The 19338-nt window shown below is 64.9% G+C and carries 17 protein-coding genes; 12 read left to right on the forward strand and 5 right to left on the reverse strand.

What is annotated here, in order from left to right:
- Window positions 1-37 precede the first annotated feature (37 nt).
- The 8 genes from ACVILL_RS25375 to ACVILL_RS25410 all read left to right on the forward strand — a co-directional run bounded on the left by ACVILL_RS25375 (window position 38) and on the right by ACVILL_RS25410 (window position 9097).
- Entirely contained in the window at window positions 38-1270 is a 1233-nt protein-coding gene (locus ACVILL_RS25375) for a CaiB/BaiF CoA transferase family protein (protein ID WP_456731529.1), read from the forward strand.
- A 117-nt stretch (window positions 1271-1387) separates the two neighbouring features.
- Complete coding sequence (locus tag ACVILL_RS25380; protein ID WP_456731530.1) at window positions 1388-2929, forward strand: ABC transporter substrate-binding protein; 1542 nt, start codon at window positions 1388-1390, stop codon at window positions 2927-2929.
- Window positions 2930-2935: 6 nt separating this feature from the next.
- On the forward strand, window positions 2936-3886 hold the full coding sequence (locus ACVILL_RS25385; RefSeq protein ID WP_456731531.1) for an ABC transporter permease: 951 nt from the start codon (window positions 2936-2938) through the stop codon (window positions 3884-3886).
- On the forward strand, window positions 3873-4742 hold the full coding sequence (locus ACVILL_RS25390) for an ABC transporter permease (protein ID WP_456731532.1): 870 nt from the start codon (window positions 3873-3875) through the stop codon (window positions 4740-4742). Before ACVILL_RS25385 ends, ACVILL_RS25390 begins: the two co-directional genes overlap by 14 nt.
- Window positions 4739-5725 carry an ABC transporter ATP-binding protein gene (locus ACVILL_RS25395; protein ID WP_456731533.1) on the forward strand — a complete coding sequence of 329 codons (987 nt, stop codon included), beginning with the start codon at window positions 4739-4741 and terminating at the stop codon, window positions 5723-5725. The genes ACVILL_RS25390 and ACVILL_RS25395 overlap by 4 nt, the downstream gene beginning before the upstream one ends.
- The gene (locus tag ACVILL_RS25400; RefSeq protein WP_456731534.1) at window positions 5722-6690 is read left to right on the forward strand and encodes an ABC transporter ATP-binding protein; all 969 of its coding nucleotides are present in this window, start codon (window positions 5722-5724) and stop codon (window positions 6688-6690) included. The genes ACVILL_RS25395 and ACVILL_RS25400 overlap by 4 nt, the downstream gene beginning before the upstream one ends.
- Before the next feature lie 119 nt (window positions 6691-6809).
- The gene (locus ACVILL_RS25405; RefSeq protein ID WP_456731535.1) at window positions 6810-7880 is read left to right on the forward strand and encodes an alcohol dehydrogenase; all 1071 of its coding nucleotides are present in this window, start codon (window positions 6810-6812) and stop codon (window positions 7878-7880) included.
- Between the two features lie 134 nt (window positions 7881-8014).
- Window positions 8015-9097 (forward strand): isocitrate/isopropylmalate dehydrogenase family protein, encoded by a 1083-nt coding sequence (locus ACVILL_RS25410; protein WP_456731536.1) that lies wholly within the window; start codon window positions 8015-8017, stop codon window positions 9095-9097.
- Between the two features lie 44 nt (window positions 9098-9141).
- On the opposite strand, the gene ACVILL_RS25415 is transcribed toward ACVILL_RS25410, so the two are convergent.
- The gene (locus ACVILL_RS25415) at window positions 9142-9462 is read right to left on the reverse strand and encodes a hypothetical protein (protein WP_456731537.1); all 321 of its coding nucleotides are present in this window, start codon (window positions 9460-9462) and stop codon (window positions 9142-9144) included.
- A gap of 524 nt (window positions 9463-9986) precedes the next feature.
- Entirely contained in the window at window positions 9987-10382 is a 396-nt protein-coding gene (locus ACVILL_RS25420; RefSeq protein WP_016844123.1) for a helix-turn-helix domain-containing protein, read from the reverse strand.
- Window positions 10383-11034: 652 nt separating this feature from the next.
- On the opposite strand from ACVILL_RS25420, the gene ACVILL_RS25425 reads away from it, so the two are divergent.
- Window positions 11035-11262 carry a hypothetical protein gene (locus ACVILL_RS25425; protein ID WP_456731538.1) on the forward strand — a complete coding sequence of 76 codons (228 nt, stop codon included), beginning with the start codon at window positions 11035-11037 and terminating at the stop codon, window positions 11260-11262.
- Window positions 11263-11311: 49 nt separating this feature from the next.
- Here the strand turns inward: ACVILL_RS25425 and ACVILL_RS25430 are convergent, their stop codons facing one another.
- The 3 genes from ACVILL_RS25430 to ACVILL_RS25440 form a co-directional block, all read right to left on the reverse strand.
- Window positions 11312-12631, reverse strand: coding sequence for a dicarboxylate/amino acid:cation symporter (locus tag ACVILL_RS25430; RefSeq protein ID WP_456731539.1), 1320 nt, complete (start codon window positions 12629-12631; stop codon window positions 11312-11314).
- 100 nt (window positions 12632-12731) lie between these two features.
- On the reverse strand, window positions 12732-14240 hold the full coding sequence (locus ACVILL_RS25435; protein ID WP_456731540.1) for a sensor histidine kinase: 1509 nt from the start codon (window positions 14238-14240) through the stop codon (window positions 12732-12734).
- Window positions 14241-14365: 125 nt separating this feature from the next.
- Entirely contained in the window at window positions 14366-15640 is a 1275-nt protein-coding gene (locus ACVILL_RS25440) for a serine hydrolase domain-containing protein (RefSeq protein ID WP_456731541.1), read from the reverse strand.
- A gap of 156 nt (window positions 15641-15796) precedes the next feature.
- Between ACVILL_RS25440 and ACVILL_RS25445 the strand changes: the two genes are divergently transcribed.
- The 3 genes from ACVILL_RS25445 (at window position 15797) to ntrB (ending at window position 19336) form a co-directional block, all read left to right on the forward strand.
- The gene (locus ACVILL_RS25445; RefSeq protein WP_456731542.1) at window positions 15797-16711 is read left to right on the forward strand and encodes an intradiol ring-cleavage dioxygenase; all 915 of its coding nucleotides are present in this window, start codon (window positions 15797-15799) and stop codon (window positions 16709-16711) included.
- Between the two features lie 345 nt (window positions 16712-17056).
- A complete protein-coding gene (locus ACVILL_RS25450; RefSeq protein WP_456731543.1) occupies window positions 17057-18373 on the forward strand; it encodes a CmpA/NrtA family ABC transporter substrate-binding protein in 1317 nt (438 codons plus the stop codon).
- 60 nt (window positions 18374-18433) lie between these two features.
- Window positions 18434-19336 (forward strand): nitrate ABC transporter permease, encoded by a 903-nt coding sequence (ntrB, locus tag ACVILL_RS25455; RefSeq protein ID WP_456731544.1) that lies wholly within the window; start codon window positions 18434-18436, stop codon window positions 19334-19336.
- Window positions 19337-19338 lie beyond the last annotated feature (2 nt).

The following is a 19338-nucleotide window of genomic DNA, read 5'->3' on the forward strand; positions in this document are numbered from 1 at the left end:
CGGGGCGGCTCACTTTAGGGTCACGCGACGCCAAACAATGACGAAGGTGGAGGAAGCCTTGGCAACGACAATAGCTGCTGACGATGAGGGGAATTTGACACGGAGCTTTGACGGCCTTCGCGTGCTCGATTTTTCGACCACGATCGCCGGACCTCATTGCACGCGGATGCTCGCCGACATGGGTGCGGAGGTGATCAAGATCGAACCCGCCGAAGGCGAGACGATGCGGACGCGGCCGCCGGTGCGCAACAATTGCTCGACGGCGTTCGGCCAGCTCAATATCGGCAAGAACAGTCTGGTGCTCGACCTGAAGTCGCCGGCCGGCGTCGAGGCCGTGCGCCGGCTGATCGCGACCGCCGACGTGCTGGTGGAGAATTTCCGCCCCGGCGTGATGCGGCGACTGAAGCTCGACTACGCTTCGGTCCGTGACATCAATCCGAAGTTGATCTTCTGCTCGATCTCCGGCTACGGCCAGACCGGCCCGTCGGCGGAATTGCCGGCCTATGCGCCGGTGATCCATGCCGCCTCGGGCTACGAGATGGCGCATCTCGCCTATCAGCCGGGCCGCAGCCGGCCGGATTATTGCGGCATCTATCATGCCGACGTGCTGACCGGCGTCTACGCCTTCGGCGCCATCTCGGCGGCGCTCTATCAGCGCAGCGCCAGCGGCAAAGGCCAGCATATCGACGTCTCGATGCTGGAATCGATGCTGGGCCTGACCCTGAACGAGCTGCAATGGTCGCAATTCGAGGTGAAGCAGACGCAGCGTCCGATGTTCGGCCCGATCGAAACCACCGACGGCTACGTGATGGTGGCGATCGCCAGCGAGAAGACGTTCCAGAACCTGATGCAGGTGATCGGCCGTCCCGAATGGGTGTCCGATCCGCGCTTTGCGAAATATTCCGATCGGCGGGAGAACTGGGCGGACCTGATGGAGGGCGTCGAGGCGTGGTCGCGCGCGGTCAGCACGCAGGCCTGTCTTGCCGCGCTCAACGAATATGGCGTGCCGTCGTCGGCCTATCGCACCGTGCGCGAGGCGCTCGCCGATCCGCAGATCGCTCATCGCGGTGCGCTGGCCGAGGTCGAGGACGGCGGCGGCAGTTTCAAGGTGCTCAATCTGCCGTTCCGCATGTCCGGTGCGACGGTCGGAGCCCGCAAGCGGATGTCGACGCTCGGCGAGCACACCCTGACCTATCTGAAGGAGATCGGCCTGTCCGACGATCAGATCGCAGGCTTCGCAGCGCAACCGGCGAAAGCGGCGCGCAGTTAAGCCTGCGGCTTTTCATCCGTTTTACGGTCTTGTCGCGCGCGGCGATTCCGGACAAGCTGCCGCCCGACATACGACGATCCGGAACACCGGACGTCGCCCACCTGGGAGGGAGCATTGATGACGCTGGTCGGGCGCGCGCATATGGTTGCGCGCATATTTCTTGTGGCGGGATTTGGTGCGGCGGCATTCGCTGCACCGGCCCATGCGCAGAAGCAGGGCGGTACGCTCACCGTCGGCCAGGAGCTCGACATTCCGGGCTTCGATCCGCTCAAAGTCGGCGTCTACGACACCTCGGCCAACACCGCGGCGGCAGCGATCTTCGACACGCTGACGACGCTCGACGAGAAGGGCGAGCCGAAGCCGAAGCTCGCGCTGTCGTGGGAGCATTCCGAAGACTTCAAGACCTGGACCATCAAGCTGCGGCCCGGCGTCAAATTCCAGGACGGCACGCCGTTCAATGCGCAGGCGGTGAAGGAGAACTTCGACCGCCAGAAGGATCCCGCCAACAAGTGCCGTTGCGCGTTCTACATCACCAGCATCAAGGGCGTGGACGTCATCGATGACCTCACCGTGCGCTACAATTTCAGCGACCCGGCGGTGAATTTTCCGGCGACGCAGTCGATCCAGAGCTCCAACAATGTGATGCAGTCGCCGACGGCGTGGAAGACCAAGGGCGACGACTACAACCGCAACCCGGTCGGCACCGGTCCCTACATCCTGAAATCCTGGACCGCCGGCGACCGCATGGTGCTCGAGAAGAACCCGGATTACTGGGACAAGGGCAAACCCTATCTCGACCGCATCATCCTGAAGCCGCTGCCGGATGCGCAGTCGCGCTTCGCCTCGCTGCAATCGGGCGAGGCCGACGTCATCTGGGACGACGAGGCCGACGCCGACAATATTATCAAGGCGCGCAAGGACGCGAGTCTGATCGTGCATACCTATCAAGGCTCGGGTGCCTCAGTCGCCGCCTTCAACACCAAGGTCCCACCTTTCGACGACGTGCGCGTGCGCCAGGCGCTGGTGATGGCGCTCGACCGCCAGAAGATGTCGCAAGCGATCACCAATGGTCTGGCGCGGCCGGCCAGCAATCCCTATGGCGACGGCTCCTGGGTGAAGTGCAAGGATGACGGCGCGTTGCCCTACGATGTCGAGAAGGCCAAGGCGTTGATCAAGGACTACGGCAAGCCGGTCGAGTTCAAGATGCTGGTCACGGCGACGCCACGCGGTCGCACCGGTGGCCAGGTGCTGCAACAATTCTGGAAGCGCATCGGCGCCAATATGGAGATCGAGCAGGTCGATCAGGCGACCATTCCGCCGCGCGCCTTCATGCGCCAGTTCCAGATCACGCCGTGGCGCATCGTCGATCTCGCCGATCCGGATCCGCAGATGTACGCCAATTTCCACACCGGCAGTCCGGTTGCGCTGGCGAACTATTCCAATCCCGAGCTCGACCGGCTGCTGGAGCATGCACGGACCACCGCCGACGTCGCCCAGCGTACCGACGATTACTGCGCGATCAGCCGCCTGATCAACAAGGAGGCGATCTGGTTCTGGACCTTCCAGAACACCTACTACGCGATGTCGAGCACGAAGGTGAAGGGCGTGCCAAAGATGTTCAACGGGGTGCTCGACGTCTCCTACGCCTGGAAGGAATAGCCTTTCATGCTGTTCTTCGTCGCGCGCCGGCTCCTGTACCTGGTACCGGTGCTGATCGCGGTCTCGGTCCTGACCTTCGTGATCGCCTCGCTGCTGCCCGGCGATCTCGCCTACGTGATCCTCGGCGACCAGGCGACGCCGGAGAATGTCGCGGCGCTGCGTCACGACCTGGGGCTCGATCAGCCGATCTGGCTGCGCTATCTCGGCTGGCTCTGGCACATCCTGCAGGGTGACTTCGGACGATCCTTCCGCACCGGGCAGACCGTGCTGCAGGCGGTCAGCGAACGCGTCCCGGTCTCGTTCGAGCTGATGATCCTGGCCGAGCTGATCGGGCTTGCGATCGGCGTGCCGCTCGCAATCGCCTGCGCGGCCAAGGCCGGCGGCGCGTTCGACCGCTTCATGACCGGCACGGCGTTCGGCATGCTGTCGGTACCGACCTTCCTGTCTGCGATCCTCTTGATCTATCTGTTTGCGGTCGAGCTGCGGCTGTTGCCGGCGACCGGCTACGTGCCGTTCACCGAGGATCCGGTCGCCAATCTGCGCTTCATGGTGCTGCCGGCGCTGACGCTCGGGCTCGCGGAATGGCCGGGCATCATGCGGGTGCTGCGCTCCGACATGATCGCGGCGCTGCAGGAGGATTATATCGCGCTTGCCAAGGCGAAGGGCCTGAAGCCGTCGCGCATCCTGTTCGTGCACGCGCTGAAACCGTCGTCGCTGACGCTCGTCACCATCACCGGCATCAATATCGGCCGCCTGATCGGCGGCGCCGTCATCGTGGAGACGATCTTCGCGCTGCCCGGCATCGGCCGTCTCCTGGTCGGCGCGATCCTGACCCGCGACCTCATCATCCTGCAGGGTGTGGTGCTGCTGGTCGGCGCGGGCTTCGTCATCATGAACTTCATCGTCGATCTGCTCTACGCCTTACTCGATCCTAGGATCCGCCATGGCCACGCTTGAGCTCAGCCTCGACGAGAGCGGTGCGGAGCCGGTGCGGCGCCGACGGCGGCTCGGTACGCTGTTCTGGTTCGCGATCGGCTGGATGGTGCTGGTGTTCGCGGTCGCGGTCTTTGCCGACCTGCTGCCGCTGCCGAGCCCGACCGACATGGACATGCTGGAACGGCGGGGGCCGATCTCCGCCGAGCACTGGCTTGGCACCGACGGCCTCGGCCGAGACGAGCTGTCGCGGCTGATCTACGGCGCGCGGATCTCGCTGATCGTCGGCCTCTGCGCGCCGATGATCGGGGTCACCATCGGCGGCGCGCTTGGCATGCTCGCCGGCTATTTCCGCGGCCGTTTTGAATCTTTCGTGGTCGGCAGCATGGATGTGCTGCTGGCGTTCCCGCCGCTGATCCTCGCGCTCGCGGTGACCGCCTATCTCGGCCAGTCGATCTTCAATCTGACCTGCATCCTCGGCGTGCTCGGCATTCCCGCCTTCATGCGGGTGTCGCGGGCCGCGACCCTGTCGCTGGCGCGGCGCGAGTTCGTCATCGCGGCGCAGGCGCTCGGCGCCACGCATGCGCGCATCCTGCTGCGCGAACTGCTACCGAACGTGATGCTGCCGCTGCTCGCCTTCTTCCTGCTCGGCGTCGCCGTCACCATCGTGGTCGAGGGTTCGCTGTCCTTCCTCGGCCTCGGCGTGCCGCCGCCGATCTCGAGCTGGGGCAGCATGATCGGCGAGGGGCGCGAAAGCCTCGATGTGGCGCCAATGCTCGCCTTCATTCCGGCGATTGCGATGTTTCTGACCGTGCTCTCCTTCAACCTGATCGGCGATACCATGCGTGCGCTGACCGACCCCAGGCAGGGTGCGCTATGAGCGATCCGTTGCTTTCGGTCGAGAACGCGGTGGTCGATTTGCCGACGCCGCGCGGCAATCTGCGGGCGGTCGATCATGTCGATCTCGCCGTCGGCGCCGGCAGGACGCTCGGCATCGTCGGCGAGTCCGGTTGCGGCAAGACCATGCTGTCGCGGGCGGTCCTGCAACTGCTGCCCAAGAAGGCGAAATTGTCCGGCCGCGTGGTGTTCGATGGCCAGGATCTGACAAGACTGCCGGCGGAGAAATTGCGCAAGCTGCGCGGCCGCTCGCTTGCGGTCGTGTTCCAGGACCCGATGACCTCGCTCAATCCGGTGCTGACCATCGGCACCCAGCTGATCGAGACCATCCAGGAACATCTCGAGCTCGATCTTGCCCAGGCCAGGCAGCGCAGCATCGAGCTGCTGGCGGCGGTCGGCATTCCCGCGCCCGAGCAGCGCCTGGCGCAATACCCGCACCAGCTCTCCGGCGGCATGCGCCAGCGCGTCGCGATTGCGGTGGCGCTGTCCTGCGAGCCGCAGCTCCTGATCGCGGACGAACCGACCACCGCGCTGGACGTCACGATCCAGGCGCAGATCCTCGATCTCCTGGCGCGCGAGCAGCAGCGCCGTCACATGGCGATGATCATCATCACCCATGACCTCGGCGTGGTCGCCGGCCGCACCGACGAGGTCGCGGTGATGTATGCCGGGCGCGTCGTCGAGCGCGCGCCGACACCGGCCTTGTTCAAGCAGATGCGGATGCCCTACACCGAGGCGCTGCTCGCCGCGCTGCCGAAGCTCGACGTCGCGCCGCACACGCCGCTGCCGGCGATATCAGGGCGGCCGCCCGATCCGACCCGGCCGCTCAAGGGCTGCTCGTTTTCGCCGCGCTGCCGCTATTCGGCCGAGCGTTGCGGCGCGGAGAAGCCGCAGCTCAGCCCGGCGGAGACGCCTGAGCATCTCTATGCCTGCTTCCATCCGATCGCCGCGAGGGTCAGCGCATGATGCTGCAGGCCGCGCCCAGTCCGCTGATGAAAGTGGAAAACCTCGTCGTCGAATATTCGGTTGGGGGCAAGACCATCCATGCCGTGTCCGACGTCAGCCTCGAAATCGCGCGAGGCGAGACGCTGGGGCTGGTCGGCGAATCCGGCTGCGGCAAGTCGACGCTCGGCCGCGCGGTGCTGCAATTGCGCCAGGCGGTTTCCGGCAAGGTGCTGTTCGACGGGCACGATCTCACCGCGCTGAGGGGCGAGGCGCTGCGCCAGATGCGCCGGCGCGTGCAGCTGATCTTCCAGGACCCGATCGCATCGCTCAACCCGCGGCGGCGGATCGGTGATATCGTCGCCGAGCCGCTGGTGATCGCGGGCGTCAGGGATCCCGAGGAACGCCGGCGGCGCGTCGCCGACGTGCTGTCGGCGGTCGGCCTCGATCCCGCGCTGGTGAGCGGACGGCTGCCGCATGAATTCTCCGGCGGGCAGTGCCAGCGCATCTGCATCGCCCGCTCGCTGGTGCTCAATCCGGAATTCGTGATCTGCGACGAGCCGGTGTCCGCGCTCGACGTTTCGATCCGCGCCCAGATCCTCAATCTGCTCGAGGAGATGAAGGCGCGCTACGGCTTGACCCTGCTGTTCATCGCCCACGACCTCGCCGTCGTGAAGGCGGTCTCAGATCGCGTCGCGGTGATGTATCTCGGCCGGCTCTGCGAGGTCGGTCCGTCGGAGCAGCTGTTCGCACGGCCGGCACATCCCTATACCGCGCTGCTCATCGAAGCCATCCCGGTGCCCGATCCGGACGTCCGTCCGACGCAGAGCGTGCCGGTCGGCGAGCCGCCGTCGCCGATCGCGCCGCCGTCGGGCTGCCGCTTCCGCACCCGCTGCCCGCGGGCCGATGCGCGCTGTGCCAGCGAGGTGCCGGAACTGCGCGTGGTCGCGCCGGGCCAGTACGCGGCTTGCCATCATCCGCTGGTCTGAATAGACGCATCGAGCGAGCTGCATGGCGGCTTGCTCGAAAATGGGGTCGCGATCCGTTTGTCCCCCGCGGGCAGGCGTGGCAAGGTCCGCCGCAACAAACAAGCTTCGGGAGAACAGCGATGAAGAGTTTCCAGGTCGTCGATTTCAACGCCCCCTTGAAGGAGGTCGATCAGCCGACGCCGCAGCCGTCGGGCACGCAGGTCTTGATCAAGGTCAAGGCCGCCGGCGTCTGCCACAGCGACCTGCACATCTGGGAGGGCGGTTACGATCTCGGCCATGGCCGCAAGCCGCTGTCGTTGAAGGATCGCGGCGTCTCGTTGCCGCGCACGATGGGCCATGAGACGGTCGGCGAAATCGTGGCCTTCGGGCCCGACGTCAAGGACGCCGACAAGGGCGGCCTCAAGGCCGGCGACGTCGCGCTGGCCTATCCATGGCTCGGCTGCGGCAAATGCCCGACCTGCCTCGGCGGCGACGAGAACATGTGCGCGATCAAGCCGAACGCGCTCGGCGTCTATTGCGACGGCGGCTACGCCGATCACATGACGGTGCCGCATCCGAAATATCTGCTCAACCTCAAGGGGCTCGATCCGGTCACCGCCGCACCCTACGCCTGCTCGGGTGTCACGACCTACAGCGCGCTGAAGAAGGTCGAGAAGGATCTCGACACGCCGATCGTGATCTTCGGCGCCGGCGGGCTCGGCCTGATGGCTCTGTCGCTGCTGAAGGCGATGGGCGGCAAGGGCGCGATCGTGGTCGATATCGACGCCAGGAAGCGCGAGGCGGCCGAAGCGGCCGGCGCGCTCGCGACCGTCGACGGCAAGGCACCCGATGCGCTGGAGCAACTCGTCAAGAAGGCCGGCCAGCCGATCCGCGCCGCGATCGACCTGGTCGGCAACGCCCAGACCTCGCAGCTCGGCTTCGACTGCCTGACCAAGGGCGGCAAGCTCGTGATCGTCGGCCTGTTCGGCGGCGGCGCGACCTGGGCACTGCCGCTGATCCCGATCAAGGCGGTCACCATCCAGGGCAGCTATGTCGGCAATCTGCGCGAGACGCAGGAGCTGCTCGACCTGGTGCGGACCAAGAAGATTCCAGCGATCCCGGTCACCCCGATGCCGCTCGCCAAGGCGAACGAGGCTCTGACCAATCTGCAGAAGGGCCAGCTTGTCGGACGCGCGGTGCTGACGCCGTAATTTCTAGCCGTCATTGCGAGGAGCGAAGCGACGAAGCAATCCATATCTCCGCGAGTGGCGGCATGGATTGCTTCGCTTCGCTCGCAATGACGACCAGACTTGCCATCTCGCTCCGATTTCCTGAGGAAATTCCCATGTCCGCCAACAACGCACTCCACATCGCCGTTCTCGGCGGCGACGGCATCGGCCCCGAGGTGATGGCGCCGGCGCTCGAAGTGCTGTGCAAGGTCGAGGCGGCTGCCGGCCTCAAATTCCGCTTCACCGAGGCGCCGGCCGGCGCCGGCCACTACAAGGAGACCGGCAAGTCGATGCCGGAGAGCACGATCCGGCTGTGCGAGGAGGCCGATGCGATCCTGCTCGGCGCCTGCGGCCTGCCGTCGGTGCGCTATCCTGACAACACCGAGATCGCGCCGCAGATCGAGTTGCGCATGATCTTCGATCTCTATGCCGGCGTGCGGCCCGCGCGGTTGATCCCGGGCGTGCCGAGCACGATCGTCGGCGCCGATCAGAAGGGCATCGACCTCGTCGTGATCAGGGAATCGACCGAGGGCCTGTTCGCCTCGATGGGCAAGGGCGTTGTTACCGACAGCGAAGCGCGCGAGACCATGGTGATCACGCGCCGCACCTCCGAGCGGCTGTTCGAGTTCTCGTTCCGGCTGGCCGAACGCCGCAAGGCGCGCGGCCGCGCTGGTGGCGGGCTGACCTGCGTCGACAAGGCGAACGTGTTCAAGGCGTTCGCATTCTTCCGCAACATCTTCGACGAGACCGCCAAGCGTCATCCCGACGTGAAAGCCGATCACCTCTATATCGACGCGACCGCGGCTGCGCTGGTGAAGCGCCCCTGGGACTTCGACGTCATGGTGACCGAGAACATGTTCGGCGACATCCTGTCCGATCTCACCGCCGGTCTGATCGGCGGCATGGGCATGGCGCCGTCGGCCGACATCGGCGATCGCTACGCGGTGTTCCAGCCGTGTCACGGCACGGCGCCCGACATCATGGGGCAGGGCAAGGCCAACCCGACCGCGATGATCCTGTCGGCCGCGATGATGCTGGACTGGCTCGCCGACAAGCACGGTCTCGAGAGCGCTGCCGAAGCCGGGGAGCGGATCGAGCGTGCGGTCGACAAGGTCTATGCCGGCGGTCTCACGCCGTTCGAGTTCGGCGGCAGCAATGGCACCGCCGATGTCGCGAAGGCGGTGCTGGCGGCGCTCTGATTTGAAGCGCAAAAAGGGTGAGGGGGCCGAAGCCCCCTCGTTGATTAGCGGTGGTGTCCGCCGTGATGTCCGCCGCCGTGATGACCGCCGCCATGATGGCGGTATCCGTGATGATGATAGCGGTGGTGGTAGTGCGGACGATGATGCCATCCGTGATGGCGCGGTCCATAGTAGCCATACGCGCCGGGGCGCCAGGTGCAGCGGCCCCAGCGATCGCAGACCTGGCGCACCTTGTCGACATTGGACGTCTCGCCAGCGATGTGGCCGGCCTGCGGCAGCCCGTTCGGCATCGCCGATGCCGCTCCGGACATCAACGCTACGCTTCCGAGCGCGGCGAGTCCAATAACGGCAAACTTGATGTTCATTAAGATCTCCTTGGTTGAAGCCTGAAAACGTCCATGCGGCCACTTCGTTGCTGCGACAAAAAAGACGAACCCGTGCACTTCGTTTTGGCGACGCCGGTTCAACGCAGCAAATGCGGGAGTTGTGGGGACGCCGCGTGTGCGGGCGACAATTGGCCGCGCGACAGAGTGGCGACGCATCGCGCAGATGCGCCGCATGAGATGTGCAGTCAGAGCGCGAGCTGAAAACGCCTGCGCGGATGCGGAGCCGCGTGCGCGAAGATCATGTTCAGGTGGAGCCATGGGATCATGACGCGACGCTTGCCATAGCGTCACGACCGCGCGTTCGGCGGCAGGTGGAGGAAGCCGGGATCACAAATTTTTGAGCGACCGGCGTCGTCGCGAGGGCAGTCAAAGAAAAAGCGCTGCCATCGCGGATGGCAGCGCTTCGCATCGTCCCGGCCGACCGGCGTGTCGCGGTCGCGGCAACCGGCCGATCCTTGCGGCGTGGTGGATCGCGTTCGCGGTCTCGCGACCCGATCCGCGGCTTAGTCTTCGTTGGCGGCGATCGATTCCATCAGCGACACCAGCTGGCGCTGCACGGTCTGATCCTTGATCTTGCTGTAGGCGCGGAGCAACCGGAGGCTGAACGCGCTGTCGAGGAACAGCAGGCTCTCGACTTCGCGAGCCTTGTTGTCGCCGTCGTAGAAGAAGGTGACCGGCACGTCGAGCGCCGTCGCGATCTGCTGCAGGCGGGCGGCGCCGACACGGTTGACGCCCTTCTCGTACTTCTGAACCTGCTGGAAGCTGACGCCGAGCTTGTCGCCGAGTTCAGCCTGCGAGATCTTCTGCTCGACACGGCGCAGGCGAATCCGCTTGCCCAACTCAATGTCCGGCTTGCCGGCACTGCGCTGCTTCATCTTCTTTGCTGCTGATCTGTTCATTCTTGTGACCCGTCCTTCAAATCGAGAATCCCTGGCCCGGCCGGGTCAGGGACACGTTGATGATGTACCGCGTTAAGCTCGAGTGGATCGTCAGTTCGTCTGAACTACGAAATCCAAGAAGATCGCGGGATGGTATCCAAACGCAAAAGCGCATCGGAAGCACCCTAGTACCGACTCGGTCGACTACCTGAAGTCGACCGCGCCAAGGTGTCACTCGACACCCCGCCCTCTACATTTGGCAAAATATTGACCAAACCACAACTAGCGCGAGTTTGATCGACGCAGATTTTGCACGCATGCTTACCAGGCGGCAATGCACGGCGCCCGTAGTTCTACGGGCAACTATATTGTACGGGCGTATTTGCGCGGATGCAACCCCAGCTAGTGCAGCCTGAGGTCGCGGGGACGCTCTCCGGTTGCTTGACTGAACGGCCGGTAATGCGAAATGTTTGACGTAAGTCCAAGTCAGGCTTTCGGAATGTTGCTGGACAATTGCCTAAAAGTTCTGAATCATCCGGAACAAATGTGTGCCTACGTGAAGCTGGCGAACTCTGGCGGGAGGGGCCTATGAAGCGGAAGAGGGAAAGGCCTCGACTCTACCTCGCGGCTTCGGGAGTGGAAGATATGCCGGTCGCAAAATACGCAGGAACGGTTGCTGGCGCTGCTCGCAACCCTCGAGGAATGTCAGACATTTCTGACCGACCGGGCGAACACCGAGACGGCGCGGCTGCTGTCGCTTGCCATCCTCGAGCTTCGGATGGAACTGCACAAGGTGACCGATTCCGAGCTGAAGGCGCTGTGCGACATGATCGTGTCGGACGAGCCGCTGCAGGAACCGGCGACCCGGCAGCTGCCGCCATATCTGAGGCTGATCAAGTAAGCCTGCGCCCCGCGCCAGGCGCGGGACGCTGCCGATCCCGTGCCGCGGCTCAGCCGGCGGTCACGTCCACCGCCTCGGCGCCTTCGAGCACGCGACGCGCCTTGTCACGGTCCAGGTCGCCTTCCCATGCCGCGACCACGACGGTGGCGACGCAATTGCCGATCAAATTGCCGACGGCGCGCGCCATGCCGATGAACCAGTCGACCGAGAGCACCAGCACGAGGCCGATTGCCGGGATGCTCGGCACCGCATTGAGCGTCGCTGCCAGGATCACGATCGCCGAGCCCGGCACGCCATGCGCGCCCTTCGAGGTGATCAGCGATACGCCGAGCACCAGCAGCAGGTCGCCGAACGACAGCGGCGTGTTGGTCGCCTGCGCGATGAAGACGACTGCAAGCGTCAGGTAGATCGAGAACGCATCGAGGTTGAAGGAATAGCCGGTCGGAATCACGAGGCCGACCACCGAATCCTTGACGCCGAAATGTTCCAGCTTGCGCATCACCTGCGGCAGCACTGCGTCGGAGGATGCGGTCGCGACCACGATCATCAGTTCCTCGCGCAGGTAGCCGAGGAACTTGAGGATGTTGATGCCGGCGAGCGCCATCACCCCGCCCAGTACGCCGAGCACGAAGATCGCGACCGACACGTAGAACAGCGCCACCAGCGACAGCAGCTGCTTCAGCGAGCCGACGCCGTATTTGCCGACCGTGTAGGCGACCGCGCCGAGCACGCCGATCGGCGCGAAACGCACGATCAGGCCCATGGCGCGGAACAGCACGGTCGAGACCGCGTCGATGAACGAGGAGATCCGCTCACCCTTCTCGCCGCCGACCAGCGCCAGGCTGACGCCGAAGATGATGGCGAAGAACAGGACCTGGAGCACGTCGTTGCGCGACAACGCGTCGAACGAGGTGGTCGGGATGATGTTGAGCAGGAAGCTGCCGATGCCTTCGCCCTTCAGCTTCTGCGCGTTGCTGGCATAGTTGCCGAGCGCCTTGGCGTCCAGCGTCGAGGTATCGATGTTCATGCCGTGACCCGGCCCGAACAGATAGGCGAGCAGCAGGCCGACCACCAGCGCGACCGTCGTCATTGCCTCGAAATACACCAGCGCCTTGACGCCGACGCGTCCGACCTTCCTGAGGTCGCCAGCGCCCGCGATGCCGTGGACGACGACGCAGAACACGATCGGCGCCACGATCATCGAGATCAGCTTCAGGAAGGCATCGCTGAAGATCTTCAGCCCGATCGCGAAATCCGGCGCGGTCATGCCGATGATGATGCCGAGCAGCAGCGCGACCAGCACCTGCACGAACAGTGATGTGTAGAGCGGCTTGCGCGCCACTGTGGCTTCCGCTGCGATGGTCGACATGACTTCCCCCTGTCTCTTGCCGGTGTTCTTGCCGGCCGAACCCGCCCCATCTTAGCAACTTGCATGCCAAGATGTCGCAGGAGTGGCCACTACTGCCCCGTCAATCGCCGGTTTCGAGGGTGCTGGTCACGGTGTAGACGACGCCCTGGGGCAGGAAGTCCACGGTGGCTTCGCCACCGAGCTGGTCGCGGGCGCTGCGCTCGATCAGGCGGGAGCCGAAGCCGCGCTGGACCGGCGCCGTGACCGGCGGGCCGCCGGCCTCCGCCCAGGTCATCCGCAGCCTCGGTTGGGCGCTTTCCTCCAGGATCTCCCAGCTCAGCATCACCGTGCCGGTGTCGTTGGACAGCGCGCCATATTTGGCCGCATTGGTCGCCATCTCATGCAGGAGCATCGACAGCATCAGAGCAAGCCGGGGCGACAGCGGCACGCGCGGCCCAGACATCCTGACCCGCTCGGAGGTGTTCAGGAGATACGGCTGCACCACGCGGCTGACCACGTCCTGGAGGTCGGAGCCCTGCCATTTGTCGGTCGAGAGCAAATTGTGCGCCTCGGCGAGCGCGCCGAGCCGTCCCTCGAATTTCTCGCGCTCGGCGCGGCTCGCGCTGCGGAAGGTCTGCGTGGCGATCGATTGCAGGATCGCCAGCGTGTTCTTGACGCGATGGTTGAGCTCCTCGATCAGGAGGTCGTGCAGCTTCTCGCCGCGCGCGATCGTGGTCGCCATCCTAACCGCAAAGCCAAGGCCGACCATGAGCAGGACGCCGCCGATCACGGCGGTGATCGCAAGCGAGCGCCACAGCGGCGCCACCAGCGAGTTCTCGGCGATGCCGGCGGCGACGGTCCAGCCGGTGACGCGCGACCGGGTGAAGCCGGTGATCAGCGCCACGCCTTCGAGCGATACGCTCGGCAGCGTCCCTTCGTTGCGGCTGAACATTTCGGCGGTCAGCGACGGCGCGGCACGCTGCCCGATGGTCTCCTGCGGATTCGGCACCCGCGCCAGGTTGACGCCGTCGCTGTCGAAGATCGAAATGGTCCAGTCCTGGTTCAAGCGCTGCTTCTCGATGATCGACTGGAAGACCTCGATCGGCGGGCTGAAGGAGATGTCGTAGAGCACCTCGCCGTCGCGGATCACCGGTACCTCGACGGTGATGATCAGACGCTGCTTCACCTTGCCGAAGAACAGGTTGGAGTATTGCGGCTGCCGGGTCGCAAACACCTTCTCGACGATATCGAGATTGTTGCGCGGCGGCAGGCTCGCGGTGTCCGGTGTCAGCGAGGAGAACGCCTGCCGTCCTCGGCGGTCGGCCACCAGCACCACGCCGTCCTTGCCGTACTGGTCGATGAAGCCGGCGGCGACGCGGCGGAAATTGTCGAACTCGCTGTTGCGCAGCGAGTTGGTCAGCGCCAGCACCTGCAGCCCGCCGGTCATCCGCTGCATTTCCGCATCGAGCAGCAGGCGGATGCTGCGCGCCGCCTCCAGCACGCGCTGCGTGGCGGCCTGGCGGTCGCGCTGATAGTTGTGGAAGACGATGCCGACGGCGAAAATGATCAGCGGCAACATCGTTCCCGCAACCAGCAGCACGAGACGCACTGGCAATGTCAGTTTCGGCACGAAGTCCCCGGGTCGCCGCCCATCTGCCGTGAGCCTAGGGGAAGCGGGAAAAGTTCGCCAAAGAAATTAGCTGGTTATCGGAAAAATTCCGCGGCGCCCGCCTTACGCCGCGGAAGAGCCCTTGGTCAGAGATTGCTCTCGGTGATCGCGGCGTAGACCATGGTGCGCAGCTCGCGCCGCAGCGGATAGGCGCTCGACGGCAGCACCTGGGTCATGAAGATGGTGATCAGCTCTTCGGCCGGATCGATGAAGAACGACGTCGTCGCCGCGCCGCCCCAGTTGAATTCGCCCGGGCTGCCCGCGATCAGCGTCTGCGCCGGGTGCATGGTGACGGCGAAGCCGAGGCCGAAACCGATGCCGTTATAGGCGGCTTCGGCGAACATCGAGCGCGACATCGCCGGCAGGTCGACGCCGCCGGGCAGATGGTTCGAGGTCATCAGCTTCAGCGTCTTGGGGCCGAGCAGGCGGACGCCGCCGAGCTCGCCGCCATTGAGCAGCGCACGGCAGAAGGTCAGATAGTCGGCCGCGGTCGAGCACAGCCCGCCGCCGCCCGAGATCAGCGAGGGCGGAGACAGGAACGAGCTGGTCGCCGGGTCGTCCTGCAGCGTCAGCGTGCCCTTGCGCTCGGCGGCGAGCGGGTTGAAGCCGCCCTGCGGATCGGCGGAATAGCAGGCGGCAAAGCGGTGCGCCTTGTCGGCCGGCACGAAGAAGTCGGTGTCGTTCATGCCGAGCGGCTTGAAGATGCGCTCCTTCAGGAACTGCTCGAACGGCATCCCTGAGATCTTGCCGACGAGATAGCCGAGCACGTCGGTGGAGACCGAGTAATTCCAGGCCTCGCCCGGTGAGAATTCCAGCGGGATCTTCGCCAGATCCTCGATCATGCTGTCGAGCGTGCCGGCCTTGATGACCTCGCCGATCTTCTTCTCGCGATAGGCGGCATCGACATTGGAGCGCTGCTGGAAGCCGTAGGTGAGGCCCGAAGTGTGGCGCAGCAGGTCGACGATCTGCATCGGCCGGCTCGGCGGGCGGGTCAGGAAGGCAGGCGCGGTGCCGGCGACGAACACGCCGAGGTTCTTCCATTCCGGAATGTATTTGGCGACCGGCTCGTCGATCGCGACCTTGCCTTCCTCGACCAGCATCATGAAGGCGACCGAGGTAATCGGCTTGGTCATCGAATAGATGCGGAAGATGGTGTCGTCCTTGACCGGCACCTTGCGCTCGAGATCGGCAAAGCCCTGCACGGTGGAATGCACGATCTTGCCGCGGCGGTAGATCAGGAGCTGGGTGCCGGGAAAGCGGCCGGACTCGATGTAGCGGCTCTTCAGGTGTGCTTCGAGGCGGTTCAGCGCTGTGGTCGACATTCCCGCGGATTCGGGCGAGGCAGGCGTGGGGGCTAGCATCAGGCGTTTCTCCGGCTTGCAAGGCAGCCTTGATAGCCGAAAAGTGTCCGTTTCACCAATCCGGCACCGCTTACGGGTGCAGCGCCGGTGGTGTACGCTCGCCCTTGCAATCGCGCCCTGAACGGGCCCAGGGAATACGCCAAGGGAAACGCCGAGATGACCCAGTTCAACGAAACCGAGCTCACCGCCGCCGTCATCCGCAGCTTCGACCAGACCCCCGATCCTAGGGCCAAGTTCCTGCTGCAGGAACTGGTGAAGTCGCTGCACGATTATGTGCGCAGGACAGATCTGACCTTCGAGGAGTGGGACCACGCGATCGGCTTCCTGACCCGCACCGGGCAGAAGTGCACCGACATCCGCCAGGAGTTCATCCTGCTGTCCGACGTGCTCGGCGTGTCGATGCTGGTCGATGCGGTCAACCACAGGGATCGCGACGGCGCCACCGAAACCACCGTGCTCGGCCCGTTCTATGTCGGCGAGCACAAGGTGACGCCGCACGGCACCGACGTCTCGGCAAGCCTGCCCGGCGAGCGCATGTTCGTGCAAAGCCGCGTCACCGATCTCGACGGCAAGCCGCTCGCCAATGTGCCGGTCGACATCTGGCATGCGGACGACGATGGTTTCTATGACTCGCAGAAACCGAGCTACGCCACCGAAGGTCCGTCGTCGCGGGCGCGCTTCATCACCGATGCCGATGGCCGCTTCTACTTCCGCACCATCGTGCCGTGCAGCTATCCGATCCCGACCGACGGCCCGGTCGGGCAGATGATCACGCAGACCAACCGCCACCCGATGCGGCCGGCGCATGTGCATTTCCTGGTCAACGCCAAGGGCTATGAGCCGCTGATCACGCATGTGTTCGTCGAGGGCGACAAGTACATCGACTCCGACGTCGTGTTCGGCGTGAAGGACGAACTGATCGCCAAGGTCGAGCGGCGCACCGATCCCGTGATGCCCGATGGCCAGCGCTCGGATGGTCCGTGGAGCCTGATGACCTACGAATTCCGCGTGAAGCCCGGTGGCGGAATGGCGCCCGCACCGCTCGGCACCAAGGTCAGCGAAGACGCCTGATTGCTATCGTCGCGTTCATCTGCTCAATCCTTGTGCGTCGCACAACAATTGAGCGAGCAGCAAATTTTAGGAGCGCGCGGAAAGCCCGCGCGCGCTGCGACAGGTTGCGCAAGACTTTGCAATAAAACCAATTTTTGCAGTGCGGTAGCTTGGCACAAGGCTTGAATAGCCAAGTTCCGACGCCATTGAAGCCGTCCCTCGAGGCCACCCCATCGGATTGCTGACGCCACCAGACCGGGGCCTCCCCGGTGCACGCCCTTTTGCGCCCTGCGCGCGTCGCTACCCGACGGACGGTGCTCGACGCACAGACGCAACACCGCAACGCAACGACGCAAAGGACGATCGATGACCAAGCCCACCAACACGCCCCCGAGCCGTGCGATCAGCCGTCGCCGGCTCCTGAAGGCAACCAGCGGCGGCGCCGCGCTGCTCGCAGCAGCCAGGCTCAACTTTCCCGCCGGTGTATTCGCACAGGGCTCGGGTCCCGAGGTGAAGGGCGCCAAGCTCGGATTCATCGCGCTGACCGATGCCTCGCCGCTGTTCGTCGCCAGGGAGAAGGGCATCTTCGCCAAATACGGCATGCCCGACGTCGAGGTGCAGAAGCAGGCTTCGTGGGGCACCACGCGCGACAATCTCGTGCTCGGCTCCGAGGGCAACGGCATTGACGGCGCGCATATTCTGACCCCGATGCCGTATCTGATCTCGGCCGGCAAGGTGACGCAGAACAATCAGCCGACGCCGATGTACATCATGGCGCGGCTCAATCTGAACGGCCAGTGCATCTCGGTCGCCAAGGAATATGCCGACCTCAAGGTCGGCATCGACACCGCGCCGTTCAAGGCGGCGCTGGAGAAGAAGAAGACCTCCGGCAAGGCGGTGAAAGCCGCGATGACCTTCCCGGGCGGCACGCATGATCTCTGGATCCGCTATTGGCTCGCCGCCGGCGGCATCGATCCCGACAAGGACATCGAGACCATCGTGGTGCCGCCGCCGCAGATGGTGGCCAACATGAAGGTCGGCACCATGGACTGCTTCTGCGTCTGCGAGCCGTGGAATCTGCAGCTGATCCACCAGGAGATCGGCTACACCGCGATCACCACGGGCGAGCTGTGGGACAAGCATCCGGAGAAATCGTTCGGCCTGCGCGCCGCCTGGGTCGACAAGAACCCGAAGGCCGCGAAGGCGCTCTTGATGGCCGTGATGGAAGCCCAGCAGTGGTGCGAGAAGATGGAGAACCGCGAGGAGACCGCAGCAATCTGCGCCAAGCGGCAGTGGATCAACTGCCCGGTCGAGGACATCACCGACCGCATGAAGGGCAAGTTCGACTACGGTACCGGCCGCGTGGTCGAGAACTCGCCGCAGCAGATGCGATTCTGGAAGGACAACGCCTCCTATCCCTATCAGAGCCACGACCTCTGGTTCCTGACCGAGGATATCCGCTGGGGCAAGTATGAGGCGGGCTTCGACACCAAGGCGCTGATTGCCAAGGTCAACCGCGAGGATCTCTGGAAGGAGGCCGCCAAGGAGCTTGGCGTGCCGGCATCGGAGATCCCGACCTCGACCTCGCGCGGCAAGGAGACCTTCTTCGACGGCAAGGTGTTCGATCCTGCCGATCCCGCCGCGTATCTGAAGTCGCTGTCCATCAAGCGTATCGATGTCTGAGCCCGACAGGGCCGCGCTCTCTTGCGCGGCCCGTCGCCTGACCACGGAGATCATCTGTCAATGTCGATGCCTGCCATGAAGACCGAAGTGTCAGCGGTGGCGATCCCGCAGGCCACCGCTGCGGCGCCGGTCGTGACCATGACGCCGAAGCGCGCGCCGCGCGCCGAGGCCTACGCCAGGATGGCGAAGGAGACCGCCGCGCGCGTCGTGCCGCCGCTGATCGTGGTCGCGCTGCTGCTCGTGGTGTGGGAGCTGATCTGCCGGCGCGCCGGCTCGAGCCTGCCGCCACCGTCAAAGGTGTTCAAGGACACCAAGGAGCTGATCCTCGATCCGTTCTTCGACAATGGCGGCATCGACAAGGGCCTGTTCTGGCATCTCTCCGCCAGCCTGCAGCGCGTCGCCTACGGCTACTCGCTCGCGGCGATCGCCGGCATCGCGCTCGGCACGCTGGTCGGACAGTCGGTCTGGGCGATGCGCGGGCTCGATCCGCTGTTCCAGGTGTTGCGCACGATCCCGCCGCTCGCCTGGCTGCCGCTGTCGCTCGCCGCGTTCCGCGACGGCCAGCCCTCGGCGATCTTCGTCATCTTCATCACCTCGGTGTGGCCGATCATCATCAACACCGCCGTCGGCATCCGCAACATCCCGCAGGACTACCGCAACGTCGCCGCCGTGGTGCAGCTCAATCCGCTGGAGTTCTTCACCAAGATCATGATCCCGGCGGCCGCACCCTACATGTTCACCGGCCTGCGCATCGGCATCGGCCTGTCGTGGCTTGCGATCGTCGCAGCCGAAATGCTGATCGGCGGCGTCGGCATCGGCTTCTTCATCTGGGATGCGTGGAATTCCTCGCACATCAGCGAGATCATCCTGGCGCTGTTCTATGTCGGCATCATCGGCTTCGTGCTCGACCGCCTCATCGCGGGCATGGGCAAGATCGTCACCCGCGGCACGGCGGCGAACTGAGG

The organism is Bradyrhizobium sp. USDA 3364 (genome assembly GCF_054056355.1).